Raw genomic sequence first — 13684 nt, 5'->3', positions numbered from 1 at the left:
AGCGCTGGCGCTCTTCAATCACAAAGCGGTGAGCGCTGTAACGAAGCTCGTGGTGGCGGCGAAGTGGGGACATGACGGGCGCATCGTGGCGCCGTCCCCACGGAGCACGCCGATGTCGCCAGTCATATCCAGCAGGTTTCTCGCACTGTCCGGCTTCGCCGCGCTGGCGCTCGCCGCCTCGCTCGGCGCGGCAGCCGCCCAGCCGCTCACCGTGGTCGAGCTGTTCACCAGCCAGGGCTGCTCGTCCTGCCCGCCGGCCAATGCCAATCTCATCAAGGTCAAGGACCGGCCCGGCGTGCTGGCGCTGTCCTTCAACGTCACCTATTGGGACTATCTCGGCTGGAAGGACACGTTCGGCAAGCAGGAGTTCACCCAGCGCCAGGTTTCCTACGAGCGCCCGCTCGGCCATGACGGACCGTTCACGCCGCAAGTGGTGGTCAACGGCCATGCCGATGTCGTCGGCGCCGCGCCCGGCCAGATCGAACATCTGATCGCCGCGACGGCCAAGACCGGCGGTCCCTCGCTGTCGCTCGAGGGCGGCAAGGTCGCGATCGGCGCCGGTGCGGCACCGGGCGGCAAGGCCGATGTCTGGCTGGTGCACTACACCAAGGGTGTCGTCGAGGTGCCGGTGGCGCGCGGCGAAAACACCGGCCGCACCTTGCCGCACGCCAATGTCGTGCATGCGCTGACAAAACTCGGCAGCTGGAGCGGCGAGGCCAAGACGCTCGATTTGCCGGCAGCCTCGGGCGGCCTCAGTACCGCCGTGCTGGTGCAGTCGCCCGGCGGCGGGCCGATCCTGGCCGCCGCCGCCAACTAGATCGCGTCCAAGCAGAGATTTGCCAAGCAGAAATTTGCGTCGCCGCACGGACAGCGGCGCAAGAGCCCGGCCGCCCGGAAAGGGCGTGCCATCAACCCCGCAAGGAAGCCTATCATGACCAATTTCTCCCGCCTGACGCTGCCGGCGCTCGCGCTCGCTCTCTGCTCGACGGCGCTGTCTGCCGGCGGCATCGCGCGCGCCGATGACGCCACCAACACGATGAAGCCCGCCGCCAACGCCATGGCGCCGGCCGCGGACGCCATGAAACCGGCAACCGATGCGATGAAGCCGGCCGACCCGATGGCCACCAACTCCATGAAGCCCGCCGCCGATGCCATGAAGCCCGCGACGGACGCGATGAAACCGGCGACCGATGCGATGAAGCCGGCAACGGATGCCACGGCCAATTGATAGCCAATTGAGATTGGCGCGTGGCCTTCTGTCCCTGGCGGGCTCCCTGTCCAGCCGGGGACAGTTGCCGGAGCAATCCCGGAAAGCTGAAGCGGTTATGCGTCGGGAATGACGTCAAGGCAAAAAGTCCGGGCCGCACGCGAATGTGAGCCTCCGCCGCAACTCGCGCATCGCGCCACGGCAGCCGATCCAATAGACTGATCCCCAATGGACCGATCCCAGGGGAAACCATGAGGAGTGCAACCATGACCAATATCAAGAATCGTTCGACCGGCTTTGTCCGCGGCGGGCTCGCCGCACTCGCCCTTGCCGTCGCGGGCGCCGCCTTCTGGCTGACGCCGGCCATCTCCGCCGAGGACGCGGTGAAAATCCCGCCGCCGGCAATCGACGAAAAGGCGGCTCCAGGCAGCGAGAAGGCCATCTTCGCCGGCGGCTGCTTCTGGGGCGTGCAGGGCGTGTTCCAGCACGTCAAGGGCGTCAGCAAGGCGGTCTCGGGCTATACAGGCGGCGCCAAGGACGACGCCGTCTACGAGACGGTCGGCACCGGCCGCACCGGCCACGCCGAATCCGTCGAGATCACCTATGATCCGTCCAAGGTGACCTATGGCCAGCTGCTGCAGGTCTATTTCTCGGTCGCCCACAATCCGACCCAGCTCAACTACCAGGGTCCGGACTCGGGCACGCAGTACCGCTCGACGATCTTTGCCGAAAACGACGCCCAGAAGAAGATCGCGCAGAGCTATATCGCCCAGCTCGACAAGGCCAAGGTGTTTTCCGAACCCATCGTCACCACGCTGGAGACCGGCAAGACCTTCTACCCGGCCGAAAACTACCACCAGGATTTCCTGACGCTGAACCCGACCTACCCCTACATCGTCTACAACGACTTGCCCAAGGTGGCTAATTTGAAGACGCTGTTCCCGTCGCTGTACAGCGAAAAGCCGGTGCTGGTGCTGTCGGCTTCGAACTGACTTTGCCGCGACGTCCCGCGGGTGAGTGTCCCCCGGGACCAATCGGCTCCGCCCGCCCCGCCTGGGTGGGCACTGGCGCGTTGGCCCCGGGGTGAAGGCCGGCTACATGCCGTCGGCCTTCATTGCATCGCACGACACGTCAGGGTTCATGTCGGCAAAGGTCCCGGTCGGGTTCTTCTTCCACGCCCAGACATGCAGTTCGTAGAAAGCTCCCAAACCATAGCGGTTGGGAGCGCTGTTGAAGTTGAACAGCTGCCCTGCCAGCGAGGCCGGACCTTTCGAGGTGATGTATTCGACGGCAACAAGCCTGAGCTTGCCGTCGGCCGTTGGCTCGTACATCACCGCCTCCGGCTTGGCGACATCGACCGTGTCGTCTTTCAGATAGGCGGCATTGACGTAGTGGATGCCCATGGCGCCCCCGGTGACGCCGCTGGCGCACGGGATCGGCGCATAGCCTTCGGCGGTCGCCATCGCCACATTCTCGAAGCGGCTATTGGCTGCCCGCACCTTCTCGTCCAGCGCGCCTGTATCATGGGCATTCGCCGCCGTGGCCGCGATCGACAGTAGCGACAGGTTGATGAGGTGTTTGGCCCATAGATGGATATTCATATTCTCTCCTCGTTTTGATGTGCGCGGGAGCAGCCGCTCCTCGCAGCGAAGCCGGACGGCCGGACATATCGGTGGTTACAGCCGGGTGAAGTCCCAGTAGTGGGGCAGCTCTTCGCGCTCCGGCAGGCCGATGTCGCGCCTTAGATAGTCGCCTTCCGGTGGCCGGCGCCTCCCCGGCAATTGCGCGGAAAGCGCCGACACGATCCGCCACAGGCGGCGGGGCAAGCCCCACGCCCGGCGGCCATCTCCCATGGCAGGTGTCGTGTCGCTGGCCGGCATGTCGGACATGTCGCCGTTGCGCTGGCTGATCGGACTTTCATGGGCGGTAAAAGTAAGGGTCAAGAACCCGTACCTCCGTGATCTTGTCGACAGGCAGGGAGTTCTTCTGGGCAGTGCTGCGGATCGCCTCCGGCGAAGGCGCGTCATAGATGCAGAAGCTCTGCTTCTTGTCGGGCGACACGAAGGACTGCACCCAGGTGACGCCCTTCTCCGCATTGCGCATGATCACTCCGGCCAGTGCATCGGCGCCGGCACCGTTCATCGGCACGCTGAGGCCGTCAGGAAATGTACGTTCAACCACATAGCGGGGCATATCGAGGTTCCCTTTTCCATTGGACACGCTCGAATTGAGCGCGGCTGGACATGATCACGCCCGTCAACGGCGCGCATCGGAACCTTTCCCTATGTTTGGCGGGACGATTCCCCATGTTAACGGCGTTTAGTCCAGGAGCCACACAGCAGATACCGAGCCCGGCTACCCTGGCGGCCGGGCTGGGCTGCGGCGGCCGCAGCCAGGATCACATGAGCCAATGACGATGCTTCTGGAACGGCAGGAACAGCTGGCGCAATTGGACGGCTTGCTGGCGCAGGCAGGTCGCGGCCGCGGTCACGTGGCGGCGTTGTCGGGCGAAGCGGGCGCCGGCAAGTCGGCCCTTGTCGAAGCCTTCATCGGCGAAACCGGTGCGCGGGCCCAGATCTTCCGCAGCGCCTGCGAAGACCTGTCGATTCCCGATCCGCTCGGGCCGCTCTACGACCTTGCACGCGAGGCGCAATGGGCAATGCCGCAGGCGGTCGACGCGCGGCGGGGAGAGCGGCTGCCGCTGTTTTCCGATGCACTGGATGTCTTCGAGGCGAGAACGGGCGCGACCCTTCTGGTGATCGAGGACCTGCACTGGGCCGATGACGCGACGCTCGACTTCGTCCGCTTTCTCGGCCGCCGCATCGCCAACACCCACATCCTGCTGCTGCTGACGGCGCGCACGGACCGCAGCGAGGGCCAGATGCGCGTGCGCCGCGCGCTGGGTGAAATCCCGGCCGCAAGCGTTGCACGGATCGACGTGCCGCTTTTGAGCGAAGCGGCGGTGCTGTCGCTCGCCGGTGCCGCCGGCCGAGACGGCGATGCCATCTACCGGGCGACCGCCGGCAACGCCTTTTTCGTCACCGAACTGTTGAGCTGCGAATGCGAAACGGCGCTGCCGGCCAGCGTGCGCGACGTGGTGCTCGCGCGCGCCGAACGTCTGTCGGCCGGTGCCCGTTCGATGCTCGACGCCGTCTCGGTATTTCCCCGGCGCGCCGACGCCTGGGCCCTGGCGGGCCTGTGCGGCGTGGCCAGCGCCGGCCAGCTGGCGGAATGCGTATCCAACGGTTTGCTGGACGATCTGGGCGACGCCTATGCGTTTCGCCACGAGATCGCCCGCCACGCCATCGAGACCATGCTGACGACCAGCCACCGGCGGGCGTTCAACCAGCGCGCTCTGTCGGCGCTGCTCGAAAGGGGCGATGTCGCCACCGCGCGGCTGGTCCATCACGCGGTGGAGGCACACAATCTTGAGACGGTGCGCGCACTGGCGCCGGTCGCCGCACGCGAGGCCTCCCGGGTTGGCGCTCATCGCGACGCCGCCGGCTATTACGAGGTCGCCTTGCGCCAGGCCGACACCTTGCCCGCGCAAGAGCGCGCCGGGCTTTACGAGCAGTATGCCTTCGAGTGCCATTTGATCGCGCGCATCGACGAGGCCATCAAGGCGCAGGAGCAGGCGCGCGCACTGCGGCAGGCGCTCGGCGATAGTCTGAAGGAAGGCGACAGCCTCAGATGGCTGTCCCGCTTCGCCTATCTCCTGGGCGACCGACAGGCCGCCGACCGGTTCGGCGCCCAGGCGGTCGCGTTGCTGGAGGCCGTTGGGCCCAGTGCCGAACTTGCCATGGCCTATTCCAACCTTTCGCAGCTGGCGATGCTGGCCGAAAGACTGCACGAGGCATTGTCGCTGGGCTCCAGGGCGATAGAGCTCGCCGAACGGTTGAACCGGTCGGATGTCGTCTGCCACGCGCTCAACAATGTCGGCGCCGCCGAGCAGTGGCTGGATCTGGCCAGCAGCCGGCGGCATCTTGCCCGCAGCCTCGAAATCGCGCTGCAGGAGAATTTTCAGGAGCACGCGGCACGCGCCTTCACCAATTGCGCTTGTGGCGGCATGAACCAGCTCGACTACCGCGAGGCTCAATCCTTCCTCGATCGCGGCATCGACTATTGCGTCGAGAACGATCTGGCGACATGGCGCGACTACATGCACGGCGTGCGCGCACAGTTGCGGCTGCGTCAGGGATGCTGGGATGAGGCGGCTTCCGAGGCGCTGGACGTGATCGGCAACGATCAGGCCACGGCCCTGGTGCGCTATCCCGCCTTGGTTGCGCTGGCCAAACTTCGCCTTCGGCGCGGCGACCCGTCGGCCGAGCCGCTTCTGGCGGAGATGAAGCGGTTTCTGGAAAAGGGGATCGAGCTGCAGCGGCTGCTGCCCTACGCGGCGGTGGTTGCCGAACAAGCCTGGCTCGGGCAGGCGGACAAGGAGGAGGCGCTGCGGTTCATCGGGCTTGCCGAAGGTCTGTCACCGACGCGGGCGGTCTTTGCCGAACTGGCCGTCTGGCGGCAGATGCTGGCACCGGATGTCGATCCCGGAGACACGGCCGGCATGGCCTTGCCGTACAAGATGCTGCTCACCGGTGACTGGCGTGGCGCGGCCTCGGCCTGGGCCGAGCTCGACGCACCTTACGAACGGGCATTGGCGCTTGCCCAGGGCGACGAGGCCGCGCAGCGGGTAGCACTGGAGACATTCGAGGCGCTCGGTGCCCGGCCGGTCGCCCAGCACGTGCGCGACATCATGCGCCGAAGCGGCGTCATTCACATCGCCCGTGGCCCGCGCCGCTCCACGCGCGCCAACCGCGCCGGCCTGACAGAGCGCCAGATGGAAGTGTTGCAGCTGATCGAGCGCGGCTTGTCCAACAAGCGCATCGCCGAGCATCTCGCCATTTCGCCCAAAACGGTCGACCACCATGTCTCGGCGGTGCTGGGCAAGCTCGAGGCCGTGTCGCGCGGTGAGGCCACCGCCGCCGCGCGAGACAGCGGGCTGATCTGAACCGGCAGTTTGATCCGCCGCCCGTCCTACTCGTAGGTCAGAGCCTCAATCATACGTCAAATCCGTCGCCTTGCCGCCGAACACGCGGTAGGCGTAGAACGAATAGAAGATGATCACCGGCAGCACCACCACGGTGCCGGCCAGGATGATGGCCAGGCTTTCGGTCGCCGACGCCGCCTGCCAGATGGTCAGGCGATCGGGCACCACATAGGGATAGAACGACCAGGCAAGGCCGGCAAAGCCGAGCGCGAAGATGGCGGCCAGCGTCAGGAACGGCGTCAGCGAATGGCGGTCGTTGGGCCGCGGCAGGTGGAAGGTCTGCCGCCACAGCCAGAGAAACAGCAGCGCCGACAGGATCGGCAGCGGCGACAGATAGAGCATCCGCGGCCAATCGAACCATTTGGCGAAGATACGCGGGCTGGCGAAGGGTGTCGCCAGCGACACGGCGGCCATCCCGAGCGCGGTCAGCACCAGCGCCGTGCGCAGCCAGAGCACCGCCTTCTTCTGCAGCTCGCCCTCGGTCTTGTAGATCACCCAGGCAGCGCCCATCGCGGCATAAGCCGCAGCAAGACAGAACGCCACCAGCACGCCGAACGCCATGCCGCCCGGCCCGACATCGAGGCCGAGCACATAGACGCCCAGCATGTAGCCTTGCGCCAGCGAGGCGGTGAGTGAGCCCAGGAAGAAAATACGGTTCCAGCGGTGCTTGCGGCCGGCCGGCACCTTGGCGCGGAAATCGAAGGCGACGCCGCGCAGGATCAGTCCGACCAGCAGCACGAAGACCGGAATGTAGAGCGCGGTGAGGATGACGCCATGCGCCAGCGGAAAGGCGACTAGGAGCAGGCCGACGGCCAGCACCAGCCAGGTCTCGTTGGCGTCCCAGAACGGGCCGATCGCCGCGATCATCGTGTCCTGCTCGGTGTCTTCGGCGGCGGCGAACAGCATGCCGATGCCGAGGTCGAAGCCGTCGAGGATGACGTAGATCAGAATGGCAAGGCCCATCAGGCCGGCGAAGATGAGGGGGAGCAGGGTTGGCCAGTCGTAGCTCATCTTTTCACTCCCCCGCCGCCGGTTGCGACATGGCCGTCTTCATCACACCCGGCAGCGGCGAGGTGTCGCCATCCTTGGCCGCCTTCAGCGCCAGGTGCACCAGCACGCCGAGATAGGCGATCAGCAAAAGCAGGTAGAGGAGAAGGTAGACGGCGAGCGTCAGCGCGACATGGCTGCCGGCCACCGGACCGACGGCGTCGGCGGTCTTCAGCACGCCGGTCACCAGCCAGGGCTGGCGGCCGATCTCGGTCGTGTACCAGCCGGCCAGTGTCGCCAGCCAGCCCGACAGCGCCATCGGCACCATCAGCAGCGCGAGCGGCTTGGGCAGCGAATGCCGGCGCTTGAGGAAGAAGGCGGCCGACCACGAGACGGCGAGCATTAAAAGCCCGGTGCCGACCATGATGCGGAAACTCCAGAAGAGCGGAAAGACCGGCGGGTGGTTGCCCGGAAAATCGTTCAGCCCCGGCACGACACCGTCGATGCTGTGCCGCAGGATAAGGCTGGCGCCGTCGGGAATCGCGACCTCGAACTTGTTTTGCCTGGCCGCCTCGTCGGGCAGCGCGAACAGCACCAGCGGCACGTTGGGGCCGGTGTTCCAGTTGGCCTCCATGGCGGCGATCTTCTGCGGCTGATGCTCCAGCGTGTTCAGCCCATGCTGGTCGCCGGCCAGGATCTGGATCGGGATCAGGATGGCGGCGGTGAAGACGCCGGTGCGCAGCGCCTTCCACATCGATTCCGAACGGTCGCCCTTGAGGTAGCGCAGCGCCGACAGGCCAGCGATCAGGAACGACACCGTCAGCCCCGAGGCGAGCAGCATGTGCACCAGCCGATAGGGCATGGACGGGTTGAAGACGATGGCCCACCAGTCGACGGCGTGCGCGACGCCGTCGCGCATTTCGAAACCCGCCGGGGTCTGCATCCAGGAATTGAGCGCGATGATCCAGAAGGCCGATAGGGTGGTGCCGCCGGCGACCAGCACCGTCGCCATCGTGTGGACGCGGTTGGAAACGCGGCGGAAGCCGAACAGCATAATGCCGAGGAAGGCCGCTTCAAGGAAGAAGGCGGTGAGTATCTCGTAGGCGAGCAGCGGTCCCGCGATGTTGCCGACATGCTGCATATAGCCCGGCCAGTTGGTGCCGAACTGGAAGCTCATGGTGACGCCCGAAACCACGCCCATGGCAAAGGACAGCGCGAACACCTTCACCCAGGTGAAATAGGCGCGCATCCAGGCGGAATCATTGGTCGCGTTGTAGCGAAGCTTGAAGAACAGCAGCACCCAGCCAAGGGCAATGGTGATCGTCGGAAACAGGATATGGAACGAGATATTCGCGCCGAACTGCATGCGCGAGAGAATAAGCGGGTCCATGGCGGGCTCCGGCTGCTATTATTTATTTTGCCGCAATTCCCTAGGGAAAGCGTTATGCGCCTTTCCCGGGAAAACCGCTTCACACTTTTCCTGGAATTGCTCCAATACTGGCGAAGGATAAGCCCGAAGCTGGGTCAGGTCAAAGCGGCGTCCCGCCGCGAGGCTGAACGCCACAGGACAATTTTACCGAATAGAAGCCACCCATTTCCAACCGGCCCCCGGCTTCAATGTCGAGAACTGGCAGCAGGGCATTGACTTGCAGTTGCACTGGGCGACAACAGGCCTATATCAAGTCACCTCTTTCAAGCAGCCGTTTTCAGCCATGCCCTCCATTCTTTCCATTTCCGGGGTCTCCAAGACCTACGCCACCGGCTTCACCGCGCTCAAGGAAGTCAGCCTCGACATAGCGCGCGGCGAGATCTTCGCGCTGCTCGGTCCCAACGGCGCCGGCAAGACGACGCTGATCTCGATCGTCTGCGGCATCGTCAACCGCTCGTCGGGCACCGTCACCGTCGACGGCCACGACATCAACAAGGACTATCGCGCCGCGCGCAGCCTGATCGGGCTGGTGCCGCAGGAACTCACCATCGACGCCTTCGAGAGCGTCTGGGCAACCGTCAATTACAGCCGCGGCCTGTTCGGCAGGCCGGCCAATCCGGCCTTTGTCGAGAAGGTGCTGCGCGATCTGTCGCTGTGGGACAAGAAGGATGCCAAGGCGATCACGCTTTCGGGCGGCATGAAGCGGCGGCTGATGATCGCCAAGGCGCTGTCGCACGAGCCGCGCGTCCTGTTCCTCGACGAGCCGACCGCCGGCGTCGACGTCGAACTGCGCCAGGACATGTGGGCGATGGTGCGCCGGCTGCGCGAGGATGGCGTCACCATTATCCTCACCACGCACTATATCGAGGAAGCCGAGGCCATGGCCGACCGCGTCGGCGTCATCAACCGCGGCGAGATCATCCTGGTCGAGGACAAGGCCGAACTGATGCTCAAGCTCGGCCGCAAGGAGATGAGGCTGGAGCTGCGCGCGCCACTCGGCAGCGTGCCCGAGGGCCTCTCGAACTACGCGCTCGAACTGTCGCCGGACGGCAACCAGCTCACCTATACCTATGACAACCAGAGCGACCGGCCGGGCGTCGCCTCGCTGATCCGCGATCTCGAGGCGGCCGGCATTCAATTCCGCGATCTCGACACCAAGAACAGTTCGCTCGAAGAGATCTTCGTCAATCTCCTGAGGCAAGAGCCATGAACCCGCGCGCGGCCATGAATCTACGTGCGGTGTGGGCGATCTATCGGGTCGAGATGGCGCGTGCGTTCCGCACCGTGCTGCAGAGCATCATCTCGCCGGTCATCTCGACATCGCTTTATTTCGTCGTCTTCGGCTCGGCCATCGGCTCGCGCATCACCGAGATCGACGGCATCAGCTATGGCGCCTTCATCGTGCCGGGACTGATCATGCTGTCGCTCTTGACGCAGTCGATCTCCAACGCCTCCTTCGCCATCTATTTCCCGAAATTCGTCGGCTCGATCTACGAGCTTCTGTCGGCGCCGGTCTCCTATCTGGAGATCGTCATCGCCTATGTCGGCGGCGCGGCCACCAAGTCGATCATCCTCGGCCTGATCATCCTGGCCACGGCCTCGCTGTTCGTGCCGCTGCACATCGAACATCCGTTCTGGATGCTCGCCTTCCTGATCCTGACGGCGGTGACCTTCAGCCTGTTCGGCTTCATCATCGGCATCTGGGCGAAAAGCTTCGAGCAGCTGCAGTTGGTGCCGCTGCTGATCGTCACCCCGCTGACCTTCCTCGGCGGCAGCTTCTATTCGATCCACATGCTGCCCGGCATCTGGAAGACGATCACGCTGTTCAACCCGGTGGTCTACCTGATCAGCGGTTTCCGCTGGAGTTTCTACGGCAAGGCCGACGTCTCGGTCGGCATCAGCCTCGGCATGACGCTGGTGTTCCTGGCCGTCTGCATCGCGATCGTCGCCTGGATCTTCCGGACCGGCTACCGGCTGCGGAACTGATCGGCTGGGACTTGGTTCCTGTCCCCGCTCCGCGGGGCGAGGAAAGGGCAGATCTCAAATCGCCTTGACCAGCCGCAGCAATCCCAGCATCTCGATGTAGGTCCCCTCGCGAAAGGCGATGTAGACCGGCTCCTCGACGCCGTGGAAGCGGCGCTTGAATGCCGCCTGGCCCTGCAGGTTGAACCTGCGGCGGTTGACCCAGGGCGAATCGTAGGCGCGCTGGAAGGTGTTGCGCCAGAAGTCGCTTTCGGCAAATCCGCTGGGACCCACATCGACGAGCGGCGACAGGCCGAGTGTCACCACCGAAATGCCTTCCTCGCGAAACCGGTCGACGGCGAATTTGGTCAGGCCGATCTCGGCATGCGGCGAGGCATCGATATGCTTGCGCTTGAAGGCGGTGGTGTAGCCGATCACCTTGCCGCCAGCGAACATCGGATCGAAGTCGAGCAGGGCGACCAGGTCGCCATCGGGACCGTGCAGCACGAAACGGCGCATGTCGCTGCCGAGCTGATTGTAAAACGGACGGTTGAGGAAACCCATCTCCCATCGCTTGACGATGCGGTCGCCGCGCCAATTCTGGGAGAGCCGGGAGATCTCGTCGAGGTTGATCGTGCGTTTGTCCTCCTCGAACGAAAAGCCTTTCTTCAGCAGCCAGCGCTCGGAATAGCGCACCGTCTCGTTTCGCTTGCCGGAGAAATCATGGTCGGGCAGCGGCAGGCGGGTATCGATGCCCAGCCGGTTGACCTTGTAGCCGAGGCCGGCAAGGACCTGGGCGGTCTGTTCGCCGATCTGCACGAACCATGGGCCGCCGGCACTCTCGACGAAGCGTCTGATATAATCGGGCCGCTGCGCCGGCGCCGCCACCGGATCGCCGAGCGCGAAATGATGCTTCATCTTGGTGCCGAAGGCGATGTAGCCGTCGGCGTCGCCAAAATAGGAAAGCTTGTGCTGCACGGCGGTGGAATAGGCGAGCGAGAAGTCGCCATGGCGGCGAACCAGCGCCAGCCGCTCGACATGCGCCAGCGCCTGGCGCTCGACCTTGGGCGAGGCCCCCTCGAGGATGTTGTCGAAATAGATCCGCAAGGAGGGCATGGTCGAGATTCCGCGTGCCGTTTATGGCGCGACGTGTCGGTCGACACGCAAGACGCGCCACGGCGTCCTGATTTCTCGCGGGTAGCCGAAATCGATTGCCGGTTTCGAATGCCCACGTCCGTGACGAGATCCCCAGCCCCCGGACCTCGAATCAATCACTTTGCCGCGACCTGATTATCGCCGATGCCGCCGATATGCCATATAGGGCTGGATGTATTCGGACAGAAGCGGGTAATCCGCTCCTGTCGTTGTTTTGGCCGCGGTACCGCGACCGGCAGTTTCCACCGGGCGGTGGAATGCTCCGGAGCGAGATCGCGCCTCGGCGCGGGGCCTTCGAAGATCGGCATCGAGTTGCCGTTCGGGTCCTGCACGCGATCAAACTGTTACAACGGCCTGCGAGCCTTTCGGGGTTGCCGCAAGGGCGAACGGGATTCGAGAGTGAATGGCTGATACGACACCCGGGACGATGATGGAGCAGATGGCAGCGATCGAGCCGGCGATCGTCATTGGCGCCGGCGTCGCCGGGCTGGCTGTCGCGCGGGCTTTGATGAAGGCCGGCGTGGCGACGGCGGTCCTCGAGAAGGAAAGCCGGCTCGCCGAGCCCTGGCGCCGGCGCCACGAGCAGTTGCACCTCAACACCCACCGCGATCTCTCGGCGCTGCCCGGCCTTGCCTATCCCAAGGGGACCCCCGCCTTTCCGCACCGGGATGTCGTCATCCGCCATATGAACGATTTCCATGAGGCGAACCGTTTGCCGGTCGAGTTTGGCGTTTCCGCCGAGGCCATCATGTTCGCGGGCGACCACTGGATCGTGCGCACCAGCGCCGGCTCGCGCCTGGCGCGTCACGTCGTTGTCGCCACCGGCCGCGACAGGGAGCCCTACACGCCGCAATGGAAGGGCATGCGGGCGTTCGCGGGCCGCATCATCCATTCGGCGGATTTTGGCGACGCCCGGGCCTATGCAGGCAAGAAGGTCCTGGTTGTCGGCGCCGGCAATTCGGGCTTCGACGCCCTCAATCACCTGGCGGGCGTCGACACCGCCGCTGTCTGGCTGTCGGCTCGCAACGGTCCCGCCCTTTTGCCCAAGCGCGTCGGCAAGATCGCCGTACACCGCCTCTCGCCGCTCATGGCTTGCTTGCCGCTGCGCGTCGCCGATGCGGTTATGGCGGTGACGCAGCGCCTGGTTTTCGGCGATCTCACCAAATTCGGCATGCCGCCGGCACCCGCCGGCGGCGCCAGCCGCCTGACTTCGGACTATACCGCGATCGCCGCGGACGACGGCGCCGTCGATGCCATCAAATCGGGCAGGATCGTGGTCGTGCCGGCGATACGGGAGTTCACCCGCGATGGCGTCATCCTGGCCAATGGCAGCATGGTTGCTCCCGACATCGTCATAGCCGCGACGGGCTACCGTACCGGGCTGGAGCGCATGGTCGGCGATCTCGGCGTGCTCGACGAAAAGGGCGTTCCGCTCTTCAACGGCGGCCAGGCCGACCCGAAATGGCCCGGCCTGTGGTTCACCGGCATGCGGCCGAGCATCCGCGGCTGCTTCGCCAATGCCGCCATATTGGCCAGGGCGATAGCCGGGCGGATCGCCGGTCCCGGTCAGCCGGGCACCTCACGCTGATTTCGGCTCCAGCCGCCGGAAACCGACAGCCTCGGTCAGCATCTCCTCGTCGACCATGCCGGCATTGTAGAGGGCGAGCAAGGTGAGAGCCAATTCACGCGCCTTGGCGGATTCGGGATGCGCTTCGCGTCGGCGGCAGGCCTCATCGAAGACACGTTGCAAGGTGGCCACTTCGTCAGGTTTGAGCAGGCCACGGTCGTAGATCGACTTGGGCATGGCGGTGATCTCCTGGTCGCGATCTAGGGCGCCACGTGTAAATTGCCAATCTTTTCCGAGGCTTGAATACAATGCCACACAAAAAGAGGGACTTCG

The 13684-nt window shown here is 64.9% G+C and carries 14 protein-coding genes; 7 read left to right on the top strand and 7 right to left on the bottom strand.

What is annotated here, in order from left to right; all coding sequences use genetic code 11:
* The first annotated feature begins 112 nt into the window (after positions 1-112).
* The 3 genes from FJ960_RS17995 (at position 113) to msrA (ending at position 2199) form a co-directional block, all read left to right on the top strand.
* A complete protein-coding gene (locus FJ960_RS17995) occupies positions 113-817 on the top strand; it encodes a DUF1223 domain-containing protein (RefSeq protein WP_140715746.1) in 705 nt (234 codons plus the stop codon).
* 114 nt (positions 818-931) lie between these two features.
* Positions 932-1228, top strand: coding sequence for a hypothetical protein (locus FJ960_RS17990; protein ID WP_140715744.1), 297 nt, complete (start codon positions 932-934; stop codon positions 1226-1228).
* Positions 1229-1473: 245 nt separating this feature from the next.
* Complete coding sequence (msrA, locus tag FJ960_RS17985) at positions 1474-2199, top strand: peptide-methionine (S)-S-oxide reductase MsrA (RefSeq protein WP_140715742.1); 726 nt, start codon at positions 1474-1476, stop codon at positions 2197-2199.
* Between the two features lie 102 nt (positions 2200-2301).
* On the opposite strand, the gene FJ960_RS17980 is transcribed toward msrA, so the two are convergent.
* The 3 genes from FJ960_RS17980 to FJ960_RS17970 all read right to left on the bottom strand — a co-directional run bounded on the left by FJ960_RS17980 (position 2302) and on the right by FJ960_RS17970 (position 3400).
* Positions 2302-2808, bottom strand: coding sequence for a hypothetical protein (locus FJ960_RS17980; RefSeq protein WP_140715740.1), 507 nt, complete (start codon positions 2806-2808; stop codon positions 2302-2304).
* A gap of 75 nt (positions 2809-2883) precedes the next feature.
* Positions 2884-3150: a hypothetical protein gene (locus FJ960_RS17975; RefSeq protein WP_140507114.1), complete on the bottom strand. Its 267-nt coding sequence runs from the start codon at positions 3148-3150 to the stop codon at positions 2884-2886.
* On the bottom strand, positions 3125-3400 hold the full coding sequence (locus FJ960_RS17970; protein ID WP_140715738.1) for a DUF4242 domain-containing protein: 276 nt from the start codon (positions 3398-3400) through the stop codon (positions 3125-3127). The genes FJ960_RS17975 and FJ960_RS17970 overlap by 26 nt, the downstream gene beginning before the upstream one ends.
* Positions 3401-3623: 223 nt before the next feature.
* Here FJ960_RS17970 and FJ960_RS17965 point away from each other — a divergent pair, with 223 nt between their 5' ends.
* Positions 3624-6212 carry an AAA family ATPase gene (locus FJ960_RS17965; RefSeq protein ID WP_140715802.1) on the top strand — a complete coding sequence of 863 codons (2589 nt, stop codon included), beginning with the start codon at positions 3624-3626 and terminating at the stop codon, positions 6210-6212.
* A 45-nt stretch (positions 6213-6257) separates the two neighbouring features.
* Here FJ960_RS17965 and FJ960_RS17960 read toward each other — a convergent pair whose 3' ends face one another.
* Both FJ960_RS17960 and FJ960_RS17955 read right to left on the bottom strand, forming a co-directional pair.
* Positions 6258-7262: a cytochrome d ubiquinol oxidase subunit II gene (locus FJ960_RS17960; protein ID WP_140715736.1), complete on the bottom strand. Its 1005-nt coding sequence runs from the start codon at positions 7260-7262 to the stop codon at positions 6258-6260.
* 4 nt (positions 7263-7266) lie between these two features.
* Positions 7267-8628, bottom strand: a complete 1362-nt coding sequence (locus tag FJ960_RS17955; RefSeq protein WP_140715734.1) for a cytochrome ubiquinol oxidase subunit I — start codon at positions 8626-8628, stop codon at positions 7267-7269.
* Between the two features lie 322 nt (positions 8629-8950).
* On the opposite strand from FJ960_RS17955, the gene FJ960_RS17950 reads away from it, so the two are divergent.
* Together FJ960_RS17950 and FJ960_RS17945 are read left to right on the top strand one after the other, a co-directional pair.
* Positions 8951-9877 carry an ABC transporter ATP-binding protein gene (locus FJ960_RS17950; RefSeq protein ID WP_140715732.1) on the top strand — a complete coding sequence of 309 codons (927 nt, stop codon included), beginning with the start codon at positions 8951-8953 and terminating at the stop codon, positions 9875-9877.
* 14 nt (positions 9878-9891) lie between these two features.
* On the top strand, positions 9892-10653 hold the full coding sequence (locus FJ960_RS17945; RefSeq protein ID WP_027146438.1) for an ABC transporter permease: 762 nt from the start codon (positions 9892-9894) through the stop codon (positions 10651-10653).
* A gap of 54 nt (positions 10654-10707) precedes the next feature.
* Here FJ960_RS17945 and FJ960_RS17940 read toward each other — a convergent pair whose 3' ends face one another.
* Entirely contained in the window at positions 10708-11745 is a 1038-nt protein-coding gene (locus tag FJ960_RS17940) for a phosphatidylglycerol lysyltransferase domain-containing protein (RefSeq protein ID WP_140715730.1), read from the bottom strand.
* Between the two features lie 442 nt (positions 11746-12187).
* Here FJ960_RS17940 and FJ960_RS17930 point away from each other — a divergent pair, with 442 nt between their 5' ends.
* Positions 12188-13372 (top strand): NAD(P)/FAD-dependent oxidoreductase, encoded by a 1185-nt coding sequence (locus FJ960_RS17930; protein WP_140715728.1) that lies wholly within the window; start codon positions 12188-12190, stop codon positions 13370-13372.
* On the opposite strand, the gene FJ960_RS17925 is transcribed toward FJ960_RS17930, so the two are convergent.
* A complete protein-coding gene (locus FJ960_RS17925) occupies positions 13364-13588 on the bottom strand; it encodes a hypothetical protein (protein ID WP_140507098.1) in 225 nt (74 codons plus the stop codon). The two genes, FJ960_RS17930 and FJ960_RS17925, sit on opposite strands and share 9 nt — an antisense overlap.
* Positions 13589-13684 lie beyond the last annotated feature (96 nt).

The organism is Mesorhizobium sp. B2-3-11 (assembly GCF_006442215.1).
GTDB classification, from domain to species: domain Bacteria; phylum Pseudomonadota; class Alphaproteobacteria; order Rhizobiales; family Rhizobiaceae; genus Mesorhizobium; species Mesorhizobium salmacidum.
The sequence above is the reverse complement of the archived record's forward strand: the minus strand, read 5'-3'. Positions and strand labels throughout refer to the sequence as shown.

Excerpts from the sequence above, each read along its gene's own strand:
- FJ960_RS17995 (WP_140715746.1), top strand. The coding sequence starts at position 113 with ATGTCGCCAGTCATATCCAGCAGGTTTCTCGCACTGTCCGGCTTCGCC.
- FJ960_RS17990 (WP_140715744.1), top strand. The coding sequence starts at position 932 with ATGACCAATTTCTCCCGCCTGACGCTGCCGGCGCTCGCGCTCGCTCTC.
- msrA (WP_140715742.1), top strand. The coding sequence starts at position 1,474 with ATGACCAATATCAAGAATCGTTCGACCGGCTTTGTCCGCGGCGGGCTC.
- FJ960_RS17980 (WP_140715740.1), bottom strand. The coding sequence starts at position 2,808 with ATGAATATCCATCTATGGGCCAAACACCTCATCAACCTGTCGCTACTG.
- FJ960_RS17970 (WP_140715738.1), bottom strand. The coding sequence starts at position 3,400 with ATGCCCCGCTATGTGGTTGAACGTACATTTCCTGACGGCCTCAGCGTG.
- FJ960_RS17965 (WP_140715802.1), top strand. The coding sequence starts at position 3,624 with ATGCTTCTGGAACGGCAGGAACAGCTGGCGCAATTGGACGGCTTGCTG.
- FJ960_RS17960 (WP_140715736.1), bottom strand. The coding sequence starts at position 7,262 with ATGAGCTACGACTGGCCAACCCTGCTCCCCCTCATCTTCGCCGGCCTG.
- FJ960_RS17955 (WP_140715734.1), bottom strand. The coding sequence starts at position 8,628 with ATGGACCCGCTTATTCTCTCGCGCATGCAGTTCGGCGCGAATATCTCG.
- FJ960_RS17950 (WP_140715732.1), top strand. The coding sequence starts at position 8,951 with ATGCCCTCCATTCTTTCCATTTCCGGGGTCTCCAAGACCTACGCCACC.
- FJ960_RS17945 (WP_027146438.1), top strand. The coding sequence starts at position 9,892 with ATGAATCTACGTGCGGTGTGGGCGATCTATCGGGTCGAGATGGCGCGT.
- FJ960_RS17940 (WP_140715730.1), bottom strand. The coding sequence starts at position 11,745 with ATGCCCTCCTTGCGGATCTATTTCGACAACATCCTCGAGGGGGCCTCG.
- FJ960_RS17930 (WP_140715728.1), top strand. The coding sequence starts at position 12,188 with ATGGCTGATACGACACCCGGGACGATGATGGAGCAGATGGCAGCGATC.
- FJ960_RS17925 (WP_140507098.1), bottom strand. The coding sequence starts at position 13,588 with ATGCCCAAGTCGATCTACGACCGTGGCCTGCTCAAACCTGACGAAGTG.